This window comes from Kitasatospora sp. NPDC059571 (assembly GCF_042735675.1).
GTDB lineage: Bacteria > Actinomycetota > Actinomycetes > Streptomycetales > Streptomycetaceae > Kitasatospora.
This window is the reverse complement of record NZ_JBHWBW010000070.1, coordinates 1-23,830: the sequence shown is the minus strand read 5'-3', so window position 1 is coordinate 23,830 and position 23,830 is coordinate 1. Positions and strand designations below refer to the sequence as shown.

The 23,830-nt window shown below is 73.6% G+C and carries 19 protein-coding genes and 1 pseudogene; 8 read left to right on the top strand and 12 right to left on the bottom strand.

Annotation, left to right across the window (positions count from 1 at the left end):
• Positions 1–33 precede the first annotated feature (33 nt).
• From ACFV0G_RS11295 to ACFV0G_RS11285, 3 genes are all read right to left on the bottom strand, one after another.
• Positions 34–924: a class I SAM-dependent methyltransferase gene (locus ACFV0G_RS11295; RefSeq protein ID WP_380545243.1), complete on the bottom strand. Its 891-nt coding sequence runs from the start codon at positions 922–924 to the stop codon at positions 34–36.
• A gap of 121 nt (positions 925–1,045) precedes the next feature.
• Positions 1,046–1,957: a YihY/virulence factor BrkB family protein gene (locus ACFV0G_RS11290; protein WP_380545241.1), complete on the bottom strand. Its 912-nt coding sequence runs from the start codon at positions 1,955–1,957 to the stop codon at positions 1,046–1,048.
• 211 nt (positions 1,958–2,168) lie between these two features.
• Entirely contained in the window at positions 2,169–3,290 is a 1,122-nt protein-coding gene (locus tag ACFV0G_RS11285) for a glycosyltransferase family 2 protein (protein WP_380545239.1), read from the bottom strand.
• A gap of 240 nt (positions 3,291–3,530) precedes the next feature.
• Between ACFV0G_RS11285 and ACFV0G_RS11280 the strand changes: the two genes are divergently transcribed.
• The 4 genes from ACFV0G_RS11280 to ACFV0G_RS11265 all read left to right on the top strand — a co-directional run bounded on the left by ACFV0G_RS11280 (position 3,531) and on the right by ACFV0G_RS11265 (position 12,340).
• The gene (locus ACFV0G_RS11280; RefSeq protein ID WP_380545237.1) at positions 3,531–4,166 is read left to right on the top strand and encodes a class I SAM-dependent methyltransferase; all 636 of its coding nucleotides are present in this window, start codon (positions 3,531–3,533) and stop codon (positions 4,164–4,166) included.
• A gap of 102 nt (positions 4,167–4,268) precedes the next feature.
• Positions 4,269–7,817, top strand: a complete 3,549-nt coding sequence (locus ACFV0G_RS11275) for a CDP-glycerol glycerophosphotransferase family protein (RefSeq protein ID WP_380545235.1) — start codon at positions 4,269–4,271, stop codon at positions 7,815–7,817.
• A 314-nt stretch (positions 7,818–8,131) separates the two neighbouring features.
• Positions 8,132–10,588: a CDP-glycerol glycerophosphotransferase family protein gene (locus ACFV0G_RS11270; protein WP_380545233.1), complete on the top strand. Its 2,457-nt coding sequence runs from the start codon at positions 8,132–8,134 to the stop codon at positions 10,586–10,588.
• A 126-nt stretch (positions 10,589–10,714) separates the two neighbouring features.
• The gene (locus ACFV0G_RS11265; protein ID WP_380545231.1) at positions 10,715–12,340 is read left to right on the top strand and encodes a hypothetical protein; all 1,626 of its coding nucleotides are present in this window, start codon (positions 10,715–10,717) and stop codon (positions 12,338–12,340) included.
• Between the two features lie 24 nt (positions 12,341–12,364).
• On the opposite strand, the gene ACFV0G_RS11260 is transcribed toward ACFV0G_RS11265, so the two are convergent.
• The 6 genes from ACFV0G_RS11260 to ACFV0G_RS11235 form a co-directional block, all read right to left on the bottom strand.
• The gene (locus tag ACFV0G_RS11260) at positions 12,365–12,928 is read right to left on the bottom strand and encodes a 2'-5' RNA ligase family protein (RefSeq protein WP_380545228.1); all 564 of its coding nucleotides are present in this window, start codon (positions 12,926–12,928) and stop codon (positions 12,365–12,367) included.
• Positions 12,928–13,965, bottom strand: a complete 1,038-nt coding sequence (gene trpS / locus ACFV0G_RS11255) for a tryptophan--tRNA ligase (RefSeq protein WP_380545226.1) — start codon at positions 13,963–13,965, stop codon at positions 12,928–12,930. Before trpS ends, ACFV0G_RS11260 begins: the two co-directional genes overlap by 1 nt.
• Positions 13,966–13,995: 30 nt before the next feature.
• The gene (locus tag ACFV0G_RS11250; RefSeq protein ID WP_380545224.1) at positions 13,996–15,309 is read right to left on the bottom strand and encodes a hemolysin family protein; all 1,314 of its coding nucleotides are present in this window, start codon (positions 15,307–15,309) and stop codon (positions 13,996–13,998) included.
• A 78-nt stretch (positions 15,310–15,387) separates the two neighbouring features.
• Positions 15,388–16,380, bottom strand: a complete 993-nt coding sequence (locus tag ACFV0G_RS11245) for a malate dehydrogenase (protein ID WP_380545222.1) — start codon at positions 16,378–16,380, stop codon at positions 15,388–15,390.
• Positions 16,381–16,573: 193 nt separating this feature from the next.
• The gene (locus ACFV0G_RS11240) at positions 16,574–16,987 is read right to left on the bottom strand and encodes a DUF3017 domain-containing protein (protein WP_380545220.1); all 414 of its coding nucleotides are present in this window, start codon (positions 16,985–16,987) and stop codon (positions 16,574–16,576) included.
• A gap of 5 nt (positions 16,988–16,992) precedes the next feature.
• Entirely contained in the window at positions 16,993–17,847 is an 855-nt protein-coding gene (locus ACFV0G_RS11235; RefSeq protein ID WP_380545218.1) for a bifunctional methylenetetrahydrofolate dehydrogenase/methenyltetrahydrofolate cyclohydrolase, read from the bottom strand.
• A 266-nt stretch (positions 17,848–18,113) separates the two neighbouring features.
• Between ACFV0G_RS11235 and ACFV0G_RS11230 the strand changes: the two genes are divergently transcribed.
• The 3 genes from ACFV0G_RS11230 (at position 18,114) to ACFV0G_RS11220 (ending at position 19,751) form a co-directional block, all read left to right on the top strand.
• Entirely contained in the window at positions 18,114–18,491 is a 378-nt protein-coding gene (locus ACFV0G_RS11230; RefSeq protein WP_380545216.1) for a hypothetical protein, read from the top strand.
• Entirely contained in the window at positions 18,488–18,922 is a 435-nt protein-coding gene (locus tag ACFV0G_RS11225; protein WP_380545214.1) for a DUF2752 domain-containing protein, read from the top strand. The genes ACFV0G_RS11230 and ACFV0G_RS11225 overlap by 4 nt, the downstream gene beginning before the upstream one ends.
• Positions 18,923–19,064: 142 nt before the next feature.
• Positions 19,065–19,751, top strand: coding sequence for an RDD family protein (locus ACFV0G_RS11220; RefSeq protein ID WP_380545212.1), 687 nt, complete (start codon positions 19,065–19,067; stop codon positions 19,749–19,751).
• 67 nt (positions 19,752–19,818) lie between these two features.
• Here ACFV0G_RS11220 and purH read toward each other — a convergent pair whose 3' ends face one another.
• Both purH and purN read right to left on the bottom strand, forming a co-directional pair.
• On the bottom strand, positions 19,819–21,402 hold the full coding sequence (purH, locus tag ACFV0G_RS11215; protein WP_380545210.1) for a bifunctional phosphoribosylaminoimidazolecarboxamide formyltransferase/IMP cyclohydrolase: 1,584 nt from the start codon (positions 21,400–21,402) through the stop codon (positions 19,819–19,821).
• Positions 21,399–22,058 (bottom strand): phosphoribosylglycinamide formyltransferase, encoded by a 660-nt coding sequence (purN, locus tag ACFV0G_RS11210; protein WP_380545208.1) that lies wholly within the window; start codon positions 22,056–22,058, stop codon positions 21,399–21,401. Before purN ends, purH begins: the two co-directional genes overlap by 4 nt.
• 455 nt (positions 22,059–22,513) lie before the next feature.
• Here purN and ACFV0G_RS11205 point away from each other — a divergent pair, with 455 nt between their 5' ends.
• Positions 22,514–23,221, top strand: a complete 708-nt coding sequence (locus ACFV0G_RS11205; RefSeq protein ID WP_380545206.1) for a hypothetical protein — start codon at positions 22,514–22,516, stop codon at positions 23,219–23,221.
• A gap of 18 nt (positions 23,222–23,239) precedes the next feature.
• Here ACFV0G_RS11205 and ACFV0G_RS11200 read toward each other — a convergent pair.
• Positions 23,240–23,830: pseudogene (locus tag ACFV0G_RS11200) on the bottom strand (hypothetical protein); the annotation flags it as partial.

Genomic DNA, 23,830 nt, shown 5'->3' with positions numbered 1-23,830 from the left:
CCCGGGGGGGGGCGGCGCGGGGCCGGCCGGTCCTCAGCCGCGGGCGGCGCCCCGGGCGCGGGCGGCACGCATGGCCCGGCGGGCGGCCCGGGTGGCGATGGGCGGCAGCACGTCCAGGGCCAGTCGGCGGGCGGCGGAGCGCTGCGCCGGGGCCGGGCTGCTGGCCGCCGTCTTGCCGGTGGGCTGCGGGCCGTCCCAGGCGAGCCGGTAGCAGGTGTGGCCGGCGATGATCTCCTCGTCCATCCGGAAGCCCTCGGCGAGCCAGTCGCGCTTCATCAGCTCGCGCTTGGCCGCCTCCTCGTCGCCCCAGGTGCCGTAGAACTTCTCCGGCGACAGGCAGATCGGCTTCAGGCCGAGCAGGAAGACCGCCTCCCAGACCGCGGCGGCCACCCCGGGGGTGTGCTCGGAGCGGTAGTCGTCCAGGGCGACGATGCCGTCCTTGGCCAGCACGTCCCGGGCGACCAGGATGTCGCCGGCGACGTGCTCGTACAGGTGGGAGGCGTCGATGTGCACGAAGCGGCACGAGTCGGCGGCGACCCGGCCGTCGGCGAGCACGGAGGTGGGCGCCTGGATGACCGTCGGCAGCTCGTTGTGGAAGGCCAGGTAGTTGGTCTCGAAGGCCTGCCGGGTGAGCGTCTTGCGGTACGACATCGCCATCTCGGCGGAGTTCTCGTCGTCCGGGGCCTCGGAGTCGAACAGGTCGCACACGGTGAAGGTCTCGCCCGGCTGCAGGTGCCGGCCGAGCAGGATCGCGCTCCGCCCCAGGTACGCGCCGAGCTCCATCAGGTCCCCCGTGGTGCCGGCCGCCTTCTGCCGGTCCAGCAGCCAGGTGAAGATCTCCTGGTCGGCCTTCCAGAACCAGCCGGGAACGTCGTCCGGGGTGAGCGGGACGCGGGCTGCGGTGGCGGTGTCTGCGCTGGTCACTGGGGTCTCCAGGGGGGACGAACGGAAGCGGGGACGACGGCGGGACGCGTCCTGCGGAGTGTGCCGGACGGCATTGGCGTGAGCCTAGTCACATTAAAGAGTGCCTGACAGGCTCCTGGCATCACTTATCCGCCGCCGCTTCGATCAAGCGGCCCCCCTGGGCGCGCATCCGCTCGCGGGCCGCGGCCGGATCGGCCACCGCCGTCCAGGCGACGCAGTAGAACAGCAGGCGGGCGACGAAGTCCATCCAGAGCAGCAGCGCCACCGGCACCCCGAAGGCCCCGTAGAGGCTCTTGCCGGCCACCGAGCCGAGGTAGGAGGACAGCAGCACCTTGAGCGCCTCGAAGCCGACCGCGCCGATCAGCGCACCCTGCACCAGGCTGCGCCGCGGCATGTCAGTGGTGCCCGCGAAGGGCGCCAGCAGGTAGGCGAAGAGCAGCAGGTCGACGGCGACCGCGATGACGAACCCGGCCACCGCGAGCAGCACCCGGCCGGTGCTGCCGGACAGGCCGATCGCGTCGGCCAGCCGCCGGGTCAGCGTGGTGGCCCCCGCGGAGACGCCCAGCGACAGCAGGCAGACCAGGCCGAGGCCGGCCAGGACGGCGCAGTCCCAGGCCTTGTTGACCACGACGTTGCCGGGCGGGTCGGGCAGCCGCCAGACGGTGCGGATGGCGCCGCGCAGGGTGTTCACCCAGCCGAGTCCGGAGAGCAGCAGCAGGACGCCGCTGATCACGCCGACCGTGGCGGCGTTGGACACCAGGGTGTTCAGGTCGAGCTTGTCGGACAGCCCGGGCGTCTGTTTGGCGATGTCGTTCTGCAGCTCGTGCACCCGGCTGTCGGAGAGCGTCGCGGCGGCGATCGCCAGTGCCACCGTGAGCAGCGGGAACAGCGCGAGGAAGCCGAAGAAGGTGACGGCGCCGGCGAGCCGGTTGCCCCTGGTGTCGGTGAACAGCCGGTAGGCGTACCAGGCGCGGCTCCTGAGCAGGCGGGCCACCAGCGGGCCGACGATCGGGAGCCGGACGAGGAATTCCACGGACACACCCCACTGCATCACCTGAACGAGGGACGGTCGCTCCTGTATACCCCGCGTGCGGGGGCGGTCGACCGCGCCGCTCCGGCCGGTCGGGCGGCGCCCCCTGGGCGGCGCACGCCCCGGACCCGCCCTGGCCCTCGGACCGTCAACGACACCGCCCCGCGCCGGTCACGGCCGGTGCGGGGCGGGCTGGGCGGACGGCGGCGGGCCGTCAGGGGCGGGTGGGCGTCTGCGCGTCGGCGGACGGCCTGCTCTCCGCGGGCCGGTCCTGGGCCGGCGGCTTGGGCGCGCCGGTGACGTCGCGGACGGCGGCGGCGGGCCGGACCCGGCGGGCGGCGCGGGCGGCCAGTCCGCGGGTGCGGGACAGCGCGCGCACGCCCTGGTAGGTGAGGTAGCGGCCGTGGCTGAGCAGTTCCGTCCGCACGCCCTCGGCCCCCGGCGCGGGCCGGTAGCCGGCCGGGCGGAGCCGGGCGCAGTGCTCGGCGGCGCGGCGGAAGAACTCCCGGCGGTCGCCCGGCGGCACCCGGTCGGGGCGGCTCACCACGGTGTTCAGGTGGTGCACCATCCGGCCGAAGACCACGGGGCGCCAGCGCGCGAGGTCCGGCCGGCGGTCGAGGAAGCCGAAGACGAGCGCGTACTGGTCGAAGATGTCGAAGTGCTTGCGGCTGACGGTCGCGAGTATGTTCCCGCCCTGGCGCCGCTGCCGGTAGTGGACGCCGACCCGGTCGAGCACGGTCATGCGCTCGGCGGCGAGCAGGGCCGGAAACGTCCAGGGGGTGTCCTCGTAGTACCCGGCGGGGAAGGTCAGGCCCTGCGCCTCGATCCAGTCCCGCCGGTAGGCCTTGTTCCAGACCACCATCAGCAGGTCGAGCAGGTCGGGGCGCTGGTCGAGGTCGAAGACGTCCGGTCCGGGGCGGGCGAAGATCGGCGCCGAGTTGGAGCGGACGATGCGCCCGTCCCAGTAGGTGCGGGCGTAGTCGTAGACCAGGATCTCCGGGTCGTCGCAGGCGGCGAGGCGGTCCGCGACGGCCTGGAGCAGACCCGGGGTCAGCGTGTCGTCGCTGTCCAGGAAGATCACGTAGTCGCCGGCGGCGACGGCGAGCCCGGCGTTGCGCGCCCGGCCCAGGCCGACGTTCTGTTCGAGGTGCAGGACGCGCACCCGCGGGTCGCGCCCGGCGATCTCGTCCAGGATCGCCCCGCAGCCGTCCGGCGACCGGTCGTCGACGGCGATCAGCTCGAAGTCCGCGCAGGACTGGGCGAGCACCGAGTCGAGGCACTCGGCCAGGTACTCCTGGACCTGGTACACGGGGACGATCACGCTGAAGCGGGGCATTTGCAGCTCATTCTAAGGGGGCGCTCAGCCGGCCGTGATCTCCGGGCGGCAGTCGCCCGGGGACCGGCGAACGGCCAGCCGCAGACTAGCCGTCGGAGCGGGGGCGGCGCACCCCCCGGCCCGGCGGGGAGCCGCCGCCCGCCCTACCATCGGGGCCGGACCGGCCCGCCCAGCGGCGGCCCCGGCCACCCCGTAGGCTCCTGCCAGCCCGTGCGCCGACGACATCCCGAAGAGGCCGACATGCCCGAAGACCGCGAGCCGAAGCAGACCGGCTCCCCCACCGGCGGTGCTACCGCCGACGCCTCCTACACGGAGCGCCTGGTCACCCTGGAGCAGTCCGGCATCAAGCGGCTGCTGCCGACCCAGGCGCCGTACCGGTGGAACCTGCGCCGGCTGAACCTGGGCCGGGTGCTGGACGTCGGGTGCGGGATCGGCCGCAACCTGCAGAACTGCGGCCCCGACAGCGTGGGCGTGGACCACAACGAGGCCTCGGTGGCGACCGCCCGGGCGCGCGGGCTGACCGCGTACACCGCGGCCGAGTTCGAGGCCGACCCGGAGCTCTCCCGGCCGGGCGCGTTCGACAGCCTGCTGGTGGCGCACGTGCTGGAGCACCTGTCGCCGGAGACCTGCAAGGAGCTGTTGACGAGCTACCTGCCGAGCATCCGGTCGGGCGGCAAGGTCGTGCTGATCACCCCGCAGGAGGCCGGCTACCACTCCGACCCGACGCACGTGCGGTTCGTCGACTTCGACGGGCTCCGCGCGCTGGCCGAGGAGGCCGGGCTGCGCATCGATCGGACGTACTCCTTCCCGCTGCCGGAGGCGGCCGGCAAGGTCTTCAAGTACAACGAGTACGTGCTGGTGGGCCTCGTCCCCTGACGGGGACGCGCCGGGGGCGCGGCCGCGGCGGAAGGTAGGATCCCGTACATCTGTGCCGATTCACCCGCGGCCGACGCCCCCGATGAAAGGCCCGCAGCCCCGATGGCCCCTCGACTCTCCGTCGTCGTCCCGATCTACAACGTCGAGCGCTACCTCGAGGAGTGCCTGGACTCCATCGCCGCCCAGACCTTCACCGACCTCGAGTGCGTGATGGTCGACGACGGCTCCAAGGACGGCAGCGCGGCGATCGCCGAGGCGTACGCCGCCAAGGACAGCCGCTTCCGGCTGGTGCGCCAGGAGAACAAGGGCCTCGGTGCGGCCCGCAACACCGGTTACCGGCACATCGCCGAGGGCGGCGAGTTCCTGGCGTTCGTCGACAGTGACGACACCCTGCCGCCGAGCGCCTACGAGCTGATGATCGGCACCCTCGACGAGACCGGTTCGGACTTCTGCACCGGCAACGTCCAGCGCTTCCGCGCCGTGGGTTACTACCAGTCGGGCGGCCACCGCAAGCCGTTCAAGGAGACCCGGCTGCGGACGCACATCACCGAGATCCCCACGCTGGTGACCGACCGCACCGCCTGGAACAAGGTGTACCGGCGCAGCTTCTTCGACGGCGCCGGGATCCTCTACCCCGAGGGCATCCTCTACGAGGACGCCCCGGTCAGCGTGCCGCACCACTACCTGGCGACCAGCGTGGACGTGCTCTCCGAGCCGATCTACCACTGGCGCGAGCGCGAGGTCGGCGAGATGTCGATCACGCAGATGAAGACCAACCCCAAGGGCCTCATCGACCGGGTCACCTCGATGGAGCTCGTCCGGGCCTGGCTGCTGAAGCAGACCGACCCGAAGTTCAAGCGCTACCTGCGCACCTACGACGAGAACAACCTCGTCGAGGAGATCCCGATGTTCTTCTGGTCCGTCCTCGACGGCGACAAGCCGTACCGGGACGCCTACCAGGAGTGCGTCGGGCGGCTGCTGCGCGCGATCGGCCCGGAGCAGATCCGCAAGCTGCGCGCGCCGCTGCGGCTCAAGTACCACCTGACCCTCCAGGGGCGGATGGACGAGTTCGTCGAGCAGATGCGCTTCGAGAAGGACAGCAACGGCGCCGCGCCGGCGCGCGGCCTGCTGCGCGCCTACGCCGACTACCCGTTCCTGCGCGGCGGCCGCAAGAGCGTGCCGGCCGACGTGCTGCGGCTCGACAACGCCCTGGTCATGCGCAGCCGGCTGTACGACGCCGCGTGGCAGGACGGCAAGCTGCGGCTGACCGGCCACGCCTTCCCCGAGCACCTGGGCGTCGAGCACCGCACCGACATGGTCCGGGTCCTGGTGCTGCGCGAGGCCAAGGGCCGCCGGGTGCTGGCCCTGCCCGCGAAGGCGCAGTTCAGCCCGGAGGCCACCGCCAGCTCCCCGCACGACCTGTACAGCTGCGACTGGGCCGGCTTCACCGCCACCGTCGACCCCAAGCGGTTCAAGCACCGCGGCCAGTGGCGCGAGGGCTCCTGGCGGGTGCTGGTCGCCGGCGTCGGCAAGGGCGGCGTCTACAAGGGCCGGATCTCCGGCGGCTGGAGCGACTCCGCCGAGTACCCGCCGGTGCACTGGGTCGACCAGGACGTGCGGATCGTGCCCTGGCTGAAGGACGGCCACCTCAACCTGCGGGTGGAGAAGGTCCGGGTGCGGGCCGCGGCGGTCACCGCCGAACGCGGCACCGTGACCGTGGCCGGCCGCGCCGTCTCCGGCCTCGACCTGGCCGGCGCCCAGCTGCGGCTGCTGCACGTCGAGTCCGACCGCGAGCTGCTCCTGCCGATCGAGCTGGGCGCCCCGGTCGGCCGCGAGGTGCCGTTCACGTCGAGCTTCCCGGTCGCCGAGCTGACCGCCGTCCGCCTCGCCTGGGCCGCGCTGGACCCGGCCTCGGACGAGCGCCTGCGCGACCGCTGGGACACCGAGCTGCGGCTCGCCGACGGCAGCACCGTGCCGGTGGTGATCGACGAGCGCACCCGGCCGGAGCAGCTGGACCTGCCGATCGACGGCGACACCCGCACCCTCCACACCAAGGCCTCCCCCAGCGGGTACCTGCAGTTCAGCGACCAGGTGCTGCAGCCGGTGATCGACGCGATCACGGCCGCCCGGGACACCGAGGGCTTCCTGGTCAGCGGCTCCTTCCCGCTGGGCGGCACGCACGGCTACGAGCTGGTCATCCGGCACCGCTGGCGCGAGGAGGAGCACCGCTACCCGGTGGAGATCACCGACGGCCGGTTCAAGGCCGCGCTGCCGGCCGTGCCGACCGCGACCTTCGCCGGCGAGGTGCCGCTCGCGATGGGCACCTGGGAGGTGTTCTTCCGGCCGGTCGGCGCCGCGCCCGACACGCTCTGGCCGACCGCCCAGCTCGCCTCGGCCTGCTACGACAGCCTGCCGCTGGAGGTCGAGGCCCGCGGCAAGCGGGTCACCCTGGAGCGCCGCGGCCACGACGGCCTGTCGCTGGAGGCCCACGAGGCCCTGCTGCCGGAGGAGCGCAGCGGCTTCGCGCAGCGCCGGCTGCGGCACGCCTTCCCCGAGCTGCAGCAGCGTCCGCTGACCGAGAGCGTGCTGTACATCGGCCCGCTCGGCAGCCGGTACGCCGACTCGGCGCGGGCGATCCACGAGGAGCTGGTGCGCCGCGGCGCCCCGCTGCGCCACCTGTGGACCTCGGACGACATGCAGGCCGACCTGCCGCAGACCGCGGAGGCGGTCCGCCAGTGGAGCCCGGAGTGGTTCGAGGCGCTGGCCACCGCGAAGTACGTCGTCACCGGCACCCACCTGCCGGAGTTCTTCGTCCGCCGGTCCGGCCAGACGGTGCTGCAGACCTGGCACGGCACGCCGCTCAAGCGGATCGGCCACGACTTCGAGAAGATCTGGTTCACCGACGCCGAGTACCTCAAGCACCTCGACCGCGAGGTGCCGCAGTGGAGCCTGCTGGTCTCCGGCAACCGGTTCTCGACCCCGGTGCTGCGCCGGGCGTTCCGCTTCGAGGGCGAGATCGTCGAGTCGGGGTACCCGCGCAACGACCTGCTGTTCGCCGCCGACCGGGAGAAGACGGCCGAGCGGGTGCGCGAGCGCCTGGGTCTGCCGGAGGGCAAGAAGGTGGTGCTGTACGCGCCGACCTTCCGCGAGGACCGGCGGCGCCCGCAGGGCGGCTACCAGTTCGACCTGCGGCTCGACCTGGCGGCCGCGCGGGCCGCGCTCGCCGAGGACCAGGTGCTGCTGGTGCGCGGCCACGACATGGTCTGCGGGCAGGTCCCGGGCGCCGGCGACGGCTACGTCTGGGACGTCAGCACCTACCCGGACGTGGCGGAGCTGCTGCTGGTCGCCGACGTGCTGGTGACCGACTACTCCTCGGTGATGTTCGACTTCGCCAACACCGGCCGGCCGATCCTCTTCTTCACCTACGACCTGGAGCACTACCGGGACAACCTGCGCGGCTTCACCTTCGACCTGGAGGCGACCGCGCCCGGGCCGCTGCTGCCGACCTCGCAGGCGCTCGTCGACGCGCTCGGCCGGGTCGACGAGGTCGCGGCGGAGCACGCCGACGCGTACGCGGTGTTCCGGGAGACGTACTGCGACCTGGACGACGGCCGGGCCGCCGCCCGGGTGGCCGACGCGCTGCTGCGCTGAGCGGTGGGGGGGGGGGGGGGCGGCGGGGGGGGGGCCGCCCGGCGCCGCGGGGGGGGCGGCGGGGGGCGGCGGCGGGGGGGCCGCGGGGGGGGCGGGCGCCCCCCCGGGGCCCGCGGTCCGGGCCCGATCGATCGGGCCCGGGCTGGGCAAACTCCCAGCAGAAGGCTGTTGACCTCGGTGTCCGGGGCAGTGTGAGATGGCAGCCGCAGTCCGCGCGACAGTGCCGTTGCCGCTCCCCCCGGCTCCCCCAACCGGCACGTCTCGGACGCCGGCCGCCACCACGGCCGCCACGTGTTCTTGGAGAGCCTCCCCCGATGTCCGCACCCGCCGTATCTGCCACCGACCCCGCCGCGCACGGGGCCGACGCCACGGAGGAGCCGGCCGCGGTCTTCGGTCTCCGCTCCGTCCGCTGGACCGAGGAGGGTCTGGAGCTCACCGGCTTCGCGTTCGCGACGGACCGGAACACCGGCAAGGTCGCGGCCGGCCTCACCTCGGTCTTCGCCCGGCGCGGCTCCGCCCACCCGGTGCGGCTCCGCGCCCGGCGGCTGCTCCTTCCGGAGGCGACCGACGCGAGCGGGCAGAGCCGCTTCAACCACGACCGGGCCGGCTTCACCGCCGTGCTCGACCCGAAGCAGCTGAGGTCCGGCGGGACGTGGCGCGACGGCGTCTGGCGGATCGGGGCCTCCGTGTCGGCCGGTCTGCGCCGGCACTCGGGACCGCTCGCCCCGCACTGGTGCGGCTCCGCCGAGTACCCCGCGGTGCACTGGGTGGACGAGGACGTCCGGGTCGTCCCGTACTTCGCCGAGCAGGGGCTGCGGCTGCGGGTGGAGACCGTCCGGGCCAGGATCACCTCGGTCACCGCGGACCAGCAGGGCCTGCAGGTGGCGGGCCGTACCCGCGGACCGCTGCCCGAGGGCACCGCGATACGCCTCCAGCACCGGCCGTCCGGCACCGAGGTGGACGCCTCCCCCGTCCTCGCCGACGGCGCCTTCACCGCCGAACTGCCGTTCGCCCTGCTGACCGCCGGCGGCCGCGGCACCGAGGAGTCCGAGTCCTGGGACGCCCGCTTCGTCCTGCCGGACGGCACGACCCTGCGCGCCGCCCTGGACGAGCGGGGCGCCCCCGCCGCCGCCCTCCACCCGCTGCCGGACGGCGACCGCCACGTCCTGGTGAAGCAGCTCGCCGACGGCGATCTCCAGGTCTGCGTCCGGCACGGCGGCGCCCTGGTGCACGGCATCGCGGCCGAGGCCGACGGCTTCCGGCTCTCCGTGCACGCCCTGATGCCCGGCGAGGGCGCCCTCGAACTGGTGCTGCGCCACAGCAACGGCACCGGCGAGGTCCGCCGCACGGTGGACCGGGCGTCCCGCCTCGACCTGCGTGTGCCGGCCTGCGTCACCGCCTCGGACGGCACCGCGCTGCCGCTGCGCCAGGGGGTGTGGGACATGCGGCTGCGACCGGTCGGGGACGCCTCGGCCGAGCGCTCCCTGCTGCTCGCCCCGGCCGCCCAGGAGGCGCTGCCGGCCGTGGTGGTGGCCGACGGCGCCAAGCGCATCGTCCTGGAGCGCCGCTGGCACGACACGCTCATCCTGGACTCCACTCCGGTGATAGCGGCGGAGGAGCGCAGCGCCTGGGCCCAGGAGCAGCTGCGGACCCGCGGCTACCCGGCCGCCCGGCAGCTGCCGCTGCGGGACGCGGTGCTCTACGACGTGTTCTCCGGGCGCGGCTACGCGGACTCCCCGAAGGCCGTGCACGCCGAGCTCGTCCGGCGCGGCGCCGAGCTGGAGCACCTGTGGGTGGTGGACGACGCCCAGGCGGAGGCCCCGCCCGGGGCGCGTGCGGTGCGCGCCCACAGCGCCGAGTGGTACGAGGCGTACGCCACCTCGCGCTACGTGGTCGGCAACACGCACTTCCCGGACTTCCTGGAGCGCCGTCCCGGGCAGGTGGTGGTGCAGACCTGGCACGGCTCGCTGCTCAAGCGCATCGCCCACGACGTCGAGAACGCCTGGCTGGCCGACCACGGCTACCTGACGGCGCTGGACCGGGAGACCCCGCACTGGAGCGTGCTGGTCTCCCCCAGCGCGTTCGCGACCCCGATCCTGCAGCGTGCGTTCCGCTACAAGGGCGAGGTGCTGGAGTCCGGCTACCCGCGCAACGACGCGCTGGCCGCCGGGGCGGACGCCGCGGCGGTGCGCCGGCGGCTCGGTGTCCCGGACGGCAAGCGCATCGTGCTGTACGCGCCGACCTGGCGCGAGGACCAGCAGCGGGCCAACGGCGACGGGTACGAGCTCGGCCTGCAGCTGGACCTGGCCGCGGCCCGGGCGGAGCTCGCCGCGGACCACGTGCTGCTGGTCCGGCCGCACGCCCACGTCCGTGAGCCGCTGCCCGGTGCCGGCGACGGGTTCCTGTTCGACGTCGGCGACTACCCGGACGTGCAGGAGCTGCTGCTCGCCGCGGACGTCCTGGTGACGGACTACTCGTCGATCATGTTCGACTTCGCCATCACGGGCCGCCCGGTGCTCTTCTTCACCTACGACCTGGAGCACTACCGGGACACCCTGCGCGGCTTCTACTTCGACTTCGAGGCCGAGGTGCCCGGGCCGCTCCTGCCCACCTCCGGCGAGCTGGTCGCGGCGCTGCGCGACCTGGCCGGGCCGGACACGATCACCCCGAAGTACGCCGAGGCGTACCGGCGGTTCCGGGCCACCCACTGCGCCCTGGACGACGGCCGGGCGGCCGTCCGGGTGGTCGACCGGATGCTGGCGCTCGGCTGAGCGGTACCGGGTCCGGCGGTGAACCGGTCATTTGATAGCTTTCGTTGCCCCGTACCGTGAGCCCGGAGACCCACCGTGCCCCTCGCAGCCCGACTGCCTGCCCTGTTCCGGTTTCCCGTCCGCAGGGTGGCACTGGCCTCCGCGGAGATCGCGGTGGCCGTGGGCGTCTCCCTGGCGTTCGCCTACTGGTCGACGGGCATCAAGGTGAACCCGATGTCGCGGGTCGGCCAGGTCAGCGGGCTCGCCACGCTGCAGGTCCACCTGCTGGCCATCGGGCTCCCGCTGCTGGCCGCGGTCACCGTGACGGCGTTCCGCGGCAGCGAGCGGCTGCACCGGCTGCTGGTGCGGTTCGGCTGCGCGGTGGTCGCCGGACTGGCCACGGGCTTCATCGCGGGCGGCATCGTGGTGGCGCTGCACGGCACCCCCTGGCCGCTGGCCGGGCAGGGCGACGACAACGGCCACCTGGCGGACTGGGCGGCGATCATCATCCGCTCTGGCCACCTGACCAACATCTACCCGCCGCTGCTCCCGCACCTGCAGGCCTGGTGGGCCGTGCAGTTCACCAACGGTGAGCCGTCGCTGGCGATGAAGCAGATCCAGACGCTCCTGATCGCGGTGAGCACGCCGGCCGCCTACCTGTCCTGGCGGATGTTCCTGCGGCCGCTGCCGGCGCTCGGCGTCGGCCTGGTCTCCTCGCTGCCCGTGGCGCTGCCCTACAAGCCGTACAGCACCCTGGCGCTGATCATCCTCGTGCCGCTGCTCGGCAAGTTCCTGCAGGTGCTGCGCCGGGCCCCGCGCCGTCCGCTGCGGGAGTCGGTGTGGCTGGGCCTGTTCATCGGCGCCGGCCTCGCCGTCCTCTTCCTCTTCTACGCCGGCTGGCACGTCTGGTCGGCGCCGGGCCTGGTGATCGCGGTCCTGGCGCTGTTCCCGTGGCGCAGCGGCCGCCAGGGCGTGGGCCGGGCGCTGGCGTTCCTCGGCAGCACCGCCCTCGCCTTCGCCGTGCTGGCGGGCCGGTACACGGTGGTGCTGCTGAGCGCCACCGGCACCAAGGACCGCTGGTGCTCGCCGATGGTGCTGGTGGACCCGGGGTACATCGCGATGTCCCCGTACCCGTACCGGGCGGCGAACACCATGGGCGGCTGGCCGCCGCCCGGCGAGTTCGGCGGGGTGGGCGTCTTCTCGGTCCTGATGATCATCGGTATCGGTGTGGCACTGGCCCTCGGCGTGCACCGCTCCCCGGTGGTCGTGGCCGCGGCCTGCTTCCTGAGCGCGTGGGTGGTCCGGTTCTGGATCTCGCACAATATGGAGCGCGACCAGGCGGTGCAGCTGTACGTCCGCACCTACCACCAGCTGCTCTACTGCGGCCTGGTCCTGATGTGCTGGGCGGTGGTGCTCGCCGGGCGCTGGCTGCACCGCAGGCTGCAGGCCCTGCCGGACGCCACGGGGCTGCGGATGCCGGGCGCCGGCCGCACCCGGGTGGCGGCGGTCGGGGTGCTGACCGCCGGGCTGCTGTTCGGCGGCATGGCGGCGTCCGCCACCGCCGACTCCTACATGCCGGAGAACCCGAAGTACGGCTGGCTGAGCGGCCAGGCGTGGGCCGCCCACCAGATCCGCAAGCCGGACGGCCACTGCCCGAAGTACGCGGACCACGGCCAGTGCAGCGACCCGCGCCAGTACCCGACGCACGAGGCGCCGGCGGCACCGGACAACGGGACGCTCACCTGCGACTACCCCTGGAAGCAGGACAACTGACGCCGGGCGTGCCGGGCGCTGCCGCTAGGCCCCGAAGGGGTAGTCCCGCCAGGGGCGCCAGACCTCGTCGGGGCCGAAGCGCGACAGGCTGAAGCCGGGCACGGTGAAGGCGGCGCGGAAGTCGCGGGCCTTCTCGTACGCCTCGTCGAGGACGTGGTCGGCGAGGTCGTGCGCCACCGTGACGTGCGGGTGGTACGGGAAGGCGAGCTCGCGGGCGAGCGGGCCGGAGCGCACCGCGGCCTCCAGCTCGCGGCACTCCTGGGCCCCGCCGTCGACCCGGACGAAGACCACCGGGGAGACCGGCCGGAAGCTGCCGCTGCCCCGGAGCAGCATCGGGAAGGGCCGGTGCTCGGCGGCGACCGCCAGCAGGTGCTTCTCGACCTCGGGCAGCCGGTCGGCCGGCAGCGCGGTCGGCGGCAGCAGCGTCACATGGGTGGGTATGGACCGGGCCCGCGGGTCGCCGTGGCCCGCGCGGGCGTCCTGGATCGCGGAGCCGTACGGCTCCGGGACGGTTATCGACACGCCGATGGTGACGGCGTCCCGGGCGTCCGGGAGGCCGTCACCACCGATACCGGCGGCCTCGGGCATCAGCGCTTGGGCGCCAGGAAGCCGATGCGGTCGTAGACCGTGGCGAGCGTCTCGGAGGCGACCTCGCGGGCCTTCTCGGCGCCAAGGCCGAGGACGCGGTCCAGCTCGGCCGGGTCGTCCAGGTAGGCCTTCGTCCGGGCCTGGAACGGGGTGACCCACTCGGTGAACAGCTCGGCCAGCTCGGTCTTGAGCGCGCCGTACATCTTGCCGTCGAAGTGGGCGACCAGCTGCTCGATCGTCTGCCCGCTGAGCGCGGAGTGGATGCGCAGCAGGTTGGAGACGCCCGGCTTCTCCTCCTCGTCGTAGGAGACGACGGTGCCGGTGTCGGTGACGGCGCTCTTGAACTTCTTGGCGCTGGCCTTGGGGTCGTCCAGCAGGTTGACCAGGCCCTTGGCCGAGGAGGCCGACTTGCTCATCTTCGCCGACGGGTCCTGGAGGTCCAGGATCTTGGCGGTCTCCTTGAGGATGTACGGCTTCGGCACGGTGAAGGTGGGCGCGTAGCGGGCGTTGAAGCGGTCCGCGAGGTCGCGGGTGAGCTCCAGGTGCTGGCGCTGGTCCTCGCCGACCGGGACGAGGTCGGCCTGGTAGAGCAGGATGTCGGCGATCTGCAGGACGGGGTAGGTGAACAGGCCGACGGTGGTGCGGTCGGTGCCCTGCTTGGCGGACTTGTCCTTGAACTGGGTCATCCGCGCGGCCTCGCCGAAGCCGGTGAGGCAGTTCATCACCCAGCCGAGCTGCGCGTGCTCGGGCACGTGGGACTGGATGAACAGGGTGCAGCGCTCCGGGTCGAGGCCGGCGCCGAGGAGCTGGGCGGCGGAGATCCGGGTGTTCTCGCGGAGCACGGCCGGGTCCTGCTCGACGGTGATCGCGTGCAGGTCGACGACCATGTAGAAGGCGTCGTTGGCGTCCTGCAGGGCAACCCACTGCTGGACCGCGCCCAGGTAGTTGCCGAGGTGGAACGAGCCCGACGTGGGCTGGATCCCGGAGAGCACCCGGGGACGGTCCTTGACCGGACCTGCGACCGCTGCGTTGACCATGCGGGCCATTGTTCCAGCTTCACCGACCGCTCAGGAAACATCCGTCCCCGGAGGATCCTCCAGTGTGACCGCACTCACCCGGATCCGCTCGATCCGCCGGCCGTCGAGCTTGGCGACGGTCAGCAGGACGCCCGCCTCGGTGGCGACCTGGTCGCCCTGCTCGGGGAGCCTGCCGAGCATCCTGACGAGGTAGCCGGCGACCGTCTCGTAGGGCCCCTCGGGCAGCGCGACACCGGTCTCCCCGGTGAAGTCGGAGAGGTTGAGCAGGCCGTCGAGCTCCATGCCGCCCCCGGCGAGCCGCCGGGTGGCGGTGGTGTCCTGCGCGTCGTACTCGTCGCGGATCTCGCCGATCACCTCCTCGACCAGGTCCTCCAGGGTGACGATGCCGGCGGTGCCGCCGTACTCGTCGACCACGATGGCCAGGTGGTGGCCCTCCCGGCGCATCTCGCCCATCGCCTCCAGCACCCGCTTGGTGGCGGGCAGCAGCTTGACCGGGCGGGCCAGGTCGCGGACCCGGCTGGCGAGTTCGCCGCGGGCGCCGTACAGGTCCCGGACGTGCACGAAGCCGGTGACGGCGTCGTACGAGCCCTCGACCACCGGGTAGCGGGAGTGCGGGGCGGAGTCGGTCTCTGGGCGGACCTCGGAGACCAGCCGGTCGGCGTCCAGGAAGGTCACCTCGGTGCGCGGTTTCATCACCTCGCGCAGCTGGCGCTCCCCGGCGGCGAACACGTCGTTGATCAGCGCCCGCTCGTCGCTGCCGAGTTCGGTGTTGGCGGCGACCAGTCCGCGCAGCTCCTCGGAGCTCATCGAGCCGCGGCCGGCCGCCGGGTCGCCGCCGAGCAGGCGGACCATCAGGTTGGTGGAGTGGCCCAGCAGCCAGATCACCGGGCGCAGGGCGACCGACATGACGTCGACCGCGGGCGCGGCGAGCAGCGCGATCGAGTCGGCGCGCTGGAGGCCGATCCGCTTGGGGGTGAGCTCGCCGAGGACGAGCGAGGCGTAGCTGATCACCAGGGTGAGACCGACCAGGGCGACGGTGTCGGCGAGGCCCTCGGACAGGCCCATGCGGACGAAGACCGGGGCGAGCTTGCCGGAGAGGGTGTCGGCGCCGAAGGCGGCGGACAGGAAGCCCATACAGGTCACGCCGACCTGCACGGCCGCGAGGAAGCGGTTCGGGTCGGCGGCGAGGTGCGCGGCGCGGGAGGCCCGGCGGGTGCCGACGGCCTCCAGGGCGCGGATCTGTCCCTCCCGCAGCGAGATCAGGGAGATCTCGGCCACGTTGAACAGGCCGCCCAGCACGATGAAGACGAGGACGAGCGCGGCGTCCTCGAGTGTTTCGGTCACGGGCCGAGTGTAGAAGCCCGGATGCGCGAGGACGGCCGGTCGCCGCGGGGGGCGTCCGGCCGTCCGTCGGTGCGGGCGTCAGATGAGGCCGAGCTCCTGCACGGCGTCGCGCTCCTCGGCGAGCTCGCCGACCGAGGCGTCGATCCGGGCGCGGTCGAACTCGGAGAGCTCCAGGCCCTGGACGATCTCGAAGGTGCCGTTCGAGGTGGTGACCGGGAACGAGGAGATCAGGCCCTCGGGCACGCCGTACGAGCCGTCGGAGACGATGCCCATGGACGTCCAGTCGCCGGCCGGGGTGCCGTTGACCCAGGTGTACACGTGGTCGATGGCGGCGTTGGCGGCCGAGGCGGCCGAGGAGGCGCCGCGGACCTCGATGATCTCGGCGCCGCGCTTGGCGACCTTCGGGATGAAGAAGTCCTGGACCCAGGCCTGGTCGGCGCCGACGGCCTCGAAGGCCGACTTGCCGGAGATCTCGGCGTGGAAGAGGTCCGGGTACTGGGTGGCGGAGTGGTTGCCCCAGATGGTGACCTTCTTGACGTCCTCGACGGTGACGCCGGCCTTCTTGGCGAGCTGGGCGACCGCGCGGTTGTGGTCGAGGCGGGTCATCGCGGTGAAGCGCTCGGCCGGTACGTCCGGGGCGTTGCGCTGGGCGATCAGGGCGTTGGTGTTGGCCGGGTTGCCGACGACCAGGACCTTGATGTCGTCCGCGGCGTTGTCGTTGATGGCCTTGCCCTGGGGGCCGAAGATGCCGCCGTTGGCGGAGAGCAGGTCGCCGCGCTCCATGCCCGCGGTGCGCGGACGGGCACCGACCAGCAGGGCCACGTTGGCACCGTCGAAGGCCACGTTGGCCTGGTCGGTGATGGTGATGTCGCGCAGCAGCGGGAACGCGCAGTCGTCGAGCTCCATGGCGACGCCCTCGGCGGCCTTGAGGCCCTGCGGGATCTCCAGGAGGCGGAGGTTCACCGGCACGTCGGCACCGAGCAGGTGGCCCGAGGCGATGCGGAAGAGCAGCGCGTAGCCGATCTGGCCGGCCGCTCCGGTGACGGTGACGTTGACGGGGGTGCGAGTCATTTCTACCTTCTCCAGCAAATCGCCAGGTGCCCCAGGCACGTCGGCGCACTGGAGCCGAGGATGATCTCTCGACATCGAGAGATCTGCGTCAGGTTATCGCAAAGGCCAGCCTATGCCGCCGGAACGGGCGTGGCTGATGCGTCACAACCGTGCCGGGCCCCGCACCCGGCGGGTGCGGGGCCCGGCGTGCCGGTCAGTTCCGCGGACGGCCGACCAGGTCGCCGATGCGGTCGAGCACCGAGAGGTGGAGCCACGGGTCCGGCTGCGCGACCAGGGTGAGCAGCACGATCACGCCGCCGAGGAACGCCAGCACGCCGACGTCGGTGAACCGGCTGCGCACGGCCAGCATGCCGACCTCGGGCACGGTCAGCCGCAGCACGGCGGCCAGCAGCAGCGAGCCGCCCACCAGCAGCAGGCCGTACTTGAAGTCGCCGAACCAGGTGATCGCGATGCCCAGCCCCGCCAGCGCCAGGACCAGCGTTATCGGCCACTGCCGCACCGGCAGCGGGTGGCTGCCGTCGAGCGCCGCGTGCGAGCCCTCCGGGGGGAGGGTGCCGGTGGTCTTGGTCGGGCGCCGCTTGGTGCGGGCGACGCGGACGGTACCCATCGGTGTCAGCCGGCGGCGCGGCGCTCGGCCGCCTCGACGATGTTGTTGAGCAGCATCGCGCGGGTCATCGGGCCGACGCCGCCCGGGTTCGGGGAGATCCAGCCGGCGACCTCGGCGACGCCGGGGTGCACGTCGCCGACGATCTTGCCCTCGCTGCGGCTGACGCCGACGTCCAGTACGGCGGCGCCGGGCTTGATGTCCTCCGGCTTGACCAGGTGCGGGACGCCCGCGGCGGCCACGACGATGTCGGCCCTGCGCAGGTGGTAGGCCAGGTCGCGGGTGCCGGTGTGGCACAGGGTGACCGTGGCGTTCTCGCTCTTGCGGGTGAGCAGCAGGCCGATCGAGCGGCCGACGGTGACGCCGCGGCCCAGCACGACGACCTCCGCGCCGTTGATCTCGACACCGTGGCGGCGCAGCAGCTCGACGATGCCGAGCGGGGTGCAGGGCAGCGGGCCCTGGATGCCGAGGGCGAGGCGGCCGAGCGAGGTGGGGTGCAGGCCGTCGGCGTCCTTGTCCGGGTCCATCAGCTCCAGGACGGTGTTCTGGTCCAGGCCCTTGGGCAGCGGCAGCTGCACGATGTAGCCGGTGCAGGCCGGGTCGGCGTTCAGCTCGCGGACGACGTTCTCGACGTCCTCCTGGGTGGCGGTGGCGGGGAGCTCGCGCTGGATCGAGGCGATGCCGACCTCGGCGCAGTCCTTGTGCTTGCCGTTGACGTACCAGCGGCTGCCCGGGTCGTCGCCGACCAGGACGGTGCCGAGGCCGGGGACGATGCCCCGCTCCTTGAGGGCCGCCACGCGGACGGCGAGTTCGGACTTGATCGCGGCCGCGGTGGCCTTGCCATCGAGAATCTGGGCAGTCATGGCCCCATTCTCCCGGATGCCGGCCCCGTGCCGCGCCGCCGGGCGGGCCCCGGGCCCCGGCGTGCCGGGCACGGCACGCAGCGTCCGCTCACCGGCCACGGAGCGTACGGGCCGGGTTGCGGTTGCGCCACGGTTGGATCCGCGGCACGAATGCGGCTGGACAGCGCGCCGTGGTAAGGACCACGATGGCCCGAGCAATCTCTGCTGCCCGCATCCTGGTGACAGGCCGTCGGGCCACGGGGGACGACAGTCGGGGGAAAACGACAGTGAGCAATCCGTACCAGCCGGACCCGTACGGCGGCTACGGCCAGCAGCAGCAGCCGCACTACGGCCAGCCGCAGTACCAGCAGCAGCCCGGCTACGGGTACCCGCAGCAGCCCCAGCCCTACGCGCCGGCTCCGGCGCCGCTGCCGAACTCGGCGGCGACCGCCTCCGTTGTCCTCGGCTTCGTGGGCATCCTGACGTCGTGTTTCTACGGCGGTTTCCTCGGCCTGATCGGCCTGGGCGTGGGCATCGCGGGTCTCAACAAGTCGAACCAGACCGGGGTGGGCCGCAATGCCGCGATCGGCGGGATCGCGCTCAACGTCCTCGCGGTGCTGATCTCCATCGCGATCGTCGTCTTCTACCTCAGCGTCAAACCGTGACCACGGCAGCCCCCTCGTTCGCAGACGCACTGACGGCCCGTTGGCGGCGCACGGCCGACTCGGTGTCGGGCGCCGTGATGCGCGTGCTGCTCCGCGGTGCGGGGGGCGCGGTGGCCGCGGTCGCCGTCGCCCAGCTGCACGACGCCCACGACCCGGGCGTGCTCTGCCTGCTGCGCCGCTTCACCGGCATCCCGTGCCCCGGCTGCGGCAGCACGACCGTCTTCATCGAGGCGGGGCACGGCCACTGGTCGGCCGCCCTGGCCGCCAACCCCGTCACCGCGGTGGCCGCCGTGGGCCTGCTGATCGCCCCGCTCGGCCCGGGCCGCTGGTGGTGGGGGCTCGCACCGCGCCGCCGCAACATGCTGATCGGCGCGGCCGCGGTCATCGCCTGGACCTGGCAGCTGCACCGCCTCGGCATCTCCCGGCCCTGACCCTCCCTCCCCTGACGGGCCATGATCCCCCGGCTGTCGGGGGCATCGGCTAGGGTCCCACCCGGTCGGCGACCCGCGTGCCCGTCCGTTCCCAGGATTTCCCGCTGTTCCGTCCACGTTCCTTCCTGCCCGGAGGCATCTGATGAGCTATCCGCCCGACCCCAACAACCCCTACGGCCAGCAGCCCCCCGCGCCGGGCTACGGCTACCCGCAGCAGGCCCCGCCGCCGGCCCCCGGCTACGGCTACCCGCAGCAGCCGCCGGCGCCCGGCTACGGCGCCCCGGCCGGCTACGGCATCCCGCAGCAGCCCGGCCCGTACGGGAACGCGGCGATGGTGCAGCAGTTCTACGCGGGCTGGGGCTCGCGGGTGGTCGCCCGGATCATCGACACCTTCACCATCTTCCTGATCCCGACCATCCTGCTGAGCATCGGCTACGGCCAGATGGTCGGCAACGCGGTGAGCAACGCGACCGCCGGTCACATCGACCCGGTCACCGGCCAGTACGTCCCCGGCACCGTCAGCAGCTCGGGCTCCGGCGCCGGCGCCGTCTTCCTGCTGCTCGGCGGCGTGCTGTACCTCGGCGCCCTGCTCCTCTTCACCTACCTGCAGGGTGTGAAGGGCCAGAGCCTCGGCCAGCGCGCGGTCAACATCCGCCTGGTCCGCGAGGCCGACGGCCAGCCGATCGGCTGGGGCATGGCGTTCGTCCGCCAGATCTGCCACTTCGTCGACGGCATCTGCTGCGTCGGCTACCTCTGGCCGCTGTGGGACGCCAAGAAGCAGACCTTCGCCGACAAGATCATGAACACCGTGGTCGTCAAGTCGCAGTGATCTGCTGACGCACGTACGCCGAAGGCCCCGCACTCCGAGGAGTGCGGGGCCTTCGGCCGTCACCGGCTCAGTGGAAGAAGTGCCGGGTACCGGTGAGGTACATGGTCACGCCGGCCTTGGCGGCGGCCGCGATCACCTCTTCGTCGCGGATCGAGCCGCCGGGCTGGACGACGGCCTTGACGCCGCCGGCGACCAGGATCTCCAGGCCGTCCGCGAACGGGAAGAACGCGTCGGACGCGGCGTAGGCGCCCTGCGCCCGCTCGCCGGCCCGCTCGACCGCGAGCTTGCAGGAGTCGACCCGGTTGACCTGGCCCATGCCGACGCCGACCGAGGCGCCGTCCTTGGCGAGCAGGATGGCGTTGGACTTGACGGCGCGGCAGGCCCGCCAGGCGAAGGCCAGCTCGGCGAGTTCGGCCGGGGAGAGCGCCTCGCCGGTCGCCAGCGTCCAGGTGGACGGGTCGTCACCGGCGGCGTCGACGTCGTCGACCTGCTGGAGCAGCACGCCGCCGCTGATCCGGCGGGCCTCCAGGCGCTCGCACGGGGCGTCGGGGGCGCGCAGCACGCGGAGGTTCTTCTTCTTGGTCAGCACCTCCAGGGCGCCGTCCTCGTAGCCCGGGGCGATGACCACCTCGGTGAAGATCGGGGCGATCTGCTCGGCCAGCTCGACGGTGACCGGGCGGTTGACCGCGATGACGCCGCCGTACGCGGAGACCGGGTCGCACGCGTGCGCCTTGCGGTGCGCCTCGGCGACGTCGGCGCCGGTGGCGATGCCGCACGGGTTGGCGTGCTTGATGATGGCGACGGCCGGCTCGGCGTGGTCGTACGCGGCGCGGCGGGCGGCGTCGGTGTCCATGTAGTTGTTGTAGGACATCTCCTTGCCGTGCAGCTGCTCGGCGCCCGCGAGGCCGCCGGTGCCGTCGGTGTAGAGAGCCGCCTGCTGGTGCGGGTTCTCGCCGTAGCGGAGCACGTTCTGGCGGTCCCAGGTGGCGCCCAGGAAGGCGGGGAACGCCTCGTCGCTCTCGGTGTAGCCGGAGGTCTCGAACCACTGGGCGACGGCCACGTCGTACGCGGCGGTGTGCGCGAACGCGGTGGCGGCCAGGCGCTTGCGGGTCAGCAGGTCGAAGCCGCCGCCCTGCACGGCGTTCAGCACGTCGCCGTAGCGGGCCGGGTCGACCACGACCGCGACCGAGGGGTGGTTCTTGGCGGCGGCGCGGACCATCGACGGGCCGCCGATGTCGATCTGCTCGACGCACTCGTCCGGGGTGGCGCCGGAGGCGACGGTGGCCTTGAACGGGTAGAGGTTCACCACGACCAGGTCGAACGGCTCGACGCCGAGCTCGGCCAGCTGCGCGCGGTGCGACTCGAGGCGCAGGTCGGCGAGGACGCCGGCGTGCACGCGGGGGTGCAGGGTCTTCACGCGCCCGTCCAGGCACTCCGGGAAGCCGGTCAGCTCGGAGACCTCGGTCACCGGCACGCCCGCGGCGGCGATCCGGCCGGCGGTGGAGCCGGTGGAGACGATGGTGACCCCGGCGGCGTGCAGGCCCTGGGCCAGCTCCTCCAGACCGGTCTTGTCGTACACGCTGATCAGCGCGCGGCGGATCGGGCGTACGTTCTCAGAGACGGGGGGCGTGGTGCTGGAGGCGGCGCTCATGCCGGGATCCATACCTTTCGGTCTTCGATGCGGTGGCCTTCGCGGGCGATACGGCCCACGACCTCGACGAGCAGCGTGCGCTCGACAGTCTTGATGCGCTCGTGCAGCGCTTCGCCGCCATCGGCGTGGTCGGCGTCGAGGACCTCGACGACGCCCTGCGCGATGATCGGCCCGGTGTCCACGCCGGCGTCGACCAGGTGGACGGTGCAGCCGGTGACCTTCACCCCGTAGGCGAGGGCGTCCGGGACCCCGTGCGCGCCGGGGAAGGAGGGCAGCAGCGCGGGGTGGGTGTTGACGATCCGGCCGGCGAACGCGCGGAGGAACTCCGGACCGAGGATCTTCATGAAGCCGGCGGTGACCACGAGGTCGGGCTCGTGGCCGGCGACGGCGGCGGTCAGCGCGGTGTCCCAGGCGGCCCGGTCGGCGTGGTCGGCGATCCGCCGGACGAAGGTCGGGATGCCGGCGGCCTCGGCCCGCTTCAGGCCGGCGATGTCGGTGCGGTCGGCGCCCACGGCGACGATCCGTGCGCCGTACGCCGGGTCCGCCGCGGCGTCGATCAGCGCCTGGAGGTTGGTGCCGGAGCCGGAGACCAGGACCACCAGACGGGCCGGGCCGGGCGTGCGCGGCGGGAAGACTTGGGCGGAAGCGGCGGCCACTGCGCGATTCTCCGTACGTCGTGCGCCCGCTGGTACGTCCACCGTCGGTGGGGCCACTACGGGCGGCGGCAGGTCGAGCCTGGGCGGGACCCGCGGGATGTCCGCTGCGCTGCGGGGCCTCGGGAACCGTTGTGAGCTGCTGACCGTCACCACGATAACGGCTGGTCGGAGGCCCCCCGTAACCGCCCGGCAACGCTACGCGCGTAGTTGAGACACGGATCTCCCCCGGCCGTGCCACCCGGTCCGCACCGGGCGGCGGGCCGGCCGAGCCGCGGGGCCCGGCCCGACACGGCAGGGCGCCTCGGCCGCCGGAAACGGCTGCGGGATCATTGGTGGGTACGGGCCGCCGCACGCGGCCCGCACCCGCGGACGAGCCCCGCGGACCGGCCCCGGCGGCCGGCGCCGCGGGCGACCCCCACCGGCGAGCCCCGCACGAGTCCCACGGACGAGAAGGAATGGCTGACACGATGAGCAGCGGCGACGACACCGGCGAGCGCAACCCGTTCGCGCCCCCGCCGGCGGATGCCCCCGACCAGCCGTGGCGGCCCCGCACCCCCCAGCCTCCTGTCCAGGGCGGCGACGGGCCGGAGGACGCCGAGGGCGACGACCGGCCGCTCGTCCCGCCACCGCACCCGTGGAGCCCCGGCTACCGCGGCGGGTGGTCCGCGCCGCCGCAGGCGCCCCAGCCCCGCTACGACCCCGCCGACCCGCTGCAGCGGCACGCCCGCTACGCACTGAACGCCGGCCTGCTCGCGCTCTTCTGCACGCTCGTCGGCGTGCTGTACATCGCCCTGCTGCTCGGTGCCCTGGCCGCCTACTGGGGCATCAGCGCGCTGCGCGGCCGTCGCCCGGAGGCCGCCGGCGCGGCCGCCGCGGCGGGTACGGCCGGAGCGCAGAGCGGCGGCGTCCGCCCGACGGCCCTCGGCATGGCGCCGCTCGGCGGCGGCGCCCCGACCGCCCGGCCGCACACACCGGCCGCGCTCGGCGGCCTGTTCACCGGCGTGGTGGCCGTGCTGTTCACGCTCGGCATCTTCGGGCTCCAGATCTACTACCAGCCCTACCTCACCTGCGTGAACGACGCCCTGACCGCCGAGGCCTCGCAGAGCTGCAGCAACCTCGCCCCGCCGCTGATCGTCAAGCTCACCGACCCGAACGCCGGCTGACCCGGCGGTCGCCCCCCGTCAGTCCTCGGGGCCGGCGGCCCCGGTGCGGCCGGCCCGGCCGATGAGGTCCGCCCGGAGCGCGGCGAGCCGGCAGACCCCGGTGTGCAGCGACCGCCGGACCCGGGCCGCCGGCCGCCGCACCGCCGCCCCGACCCGGGCGTAGGCCCCCGCACGGGCGCCGCCGGGGACCGCGCCCGGGGCGTCCGCATCCGGCCGGTCGGCGGCCCCGTCGAGCGGGTCGGGGTCCGCGTACCCCAGCCAGGCGCGGAGCCGCTGCACGGCGGACGGGCGGTCCTCGGCCGGCCGGTCGGTGTCCATGGGGACGAGCACCGGTACGACCACCGGCCGGCCCCGCAGCAGCCACCAGCGGACGAGCAGGGTGCCGGGCAGCACGACGCCGGCGGTCCAGGCCGCGGCCGCACCCCCGGCCTGCCAGGGCGCCGGCCCGAGGCCCGACATCCGCCCGCCCGCCGCCGCGCCCCCGGAGAGCCAGGCGGGCGCCGCACCCCCCCCCCCCGTGGCGAGCGCGGGGGCGGCGGCGGGCACCCCGCCCGCACCCGCCCGCGCCGGTGCGGGCCGCCCCGCGGATGGGGGGCCCCCGGCGCGCCC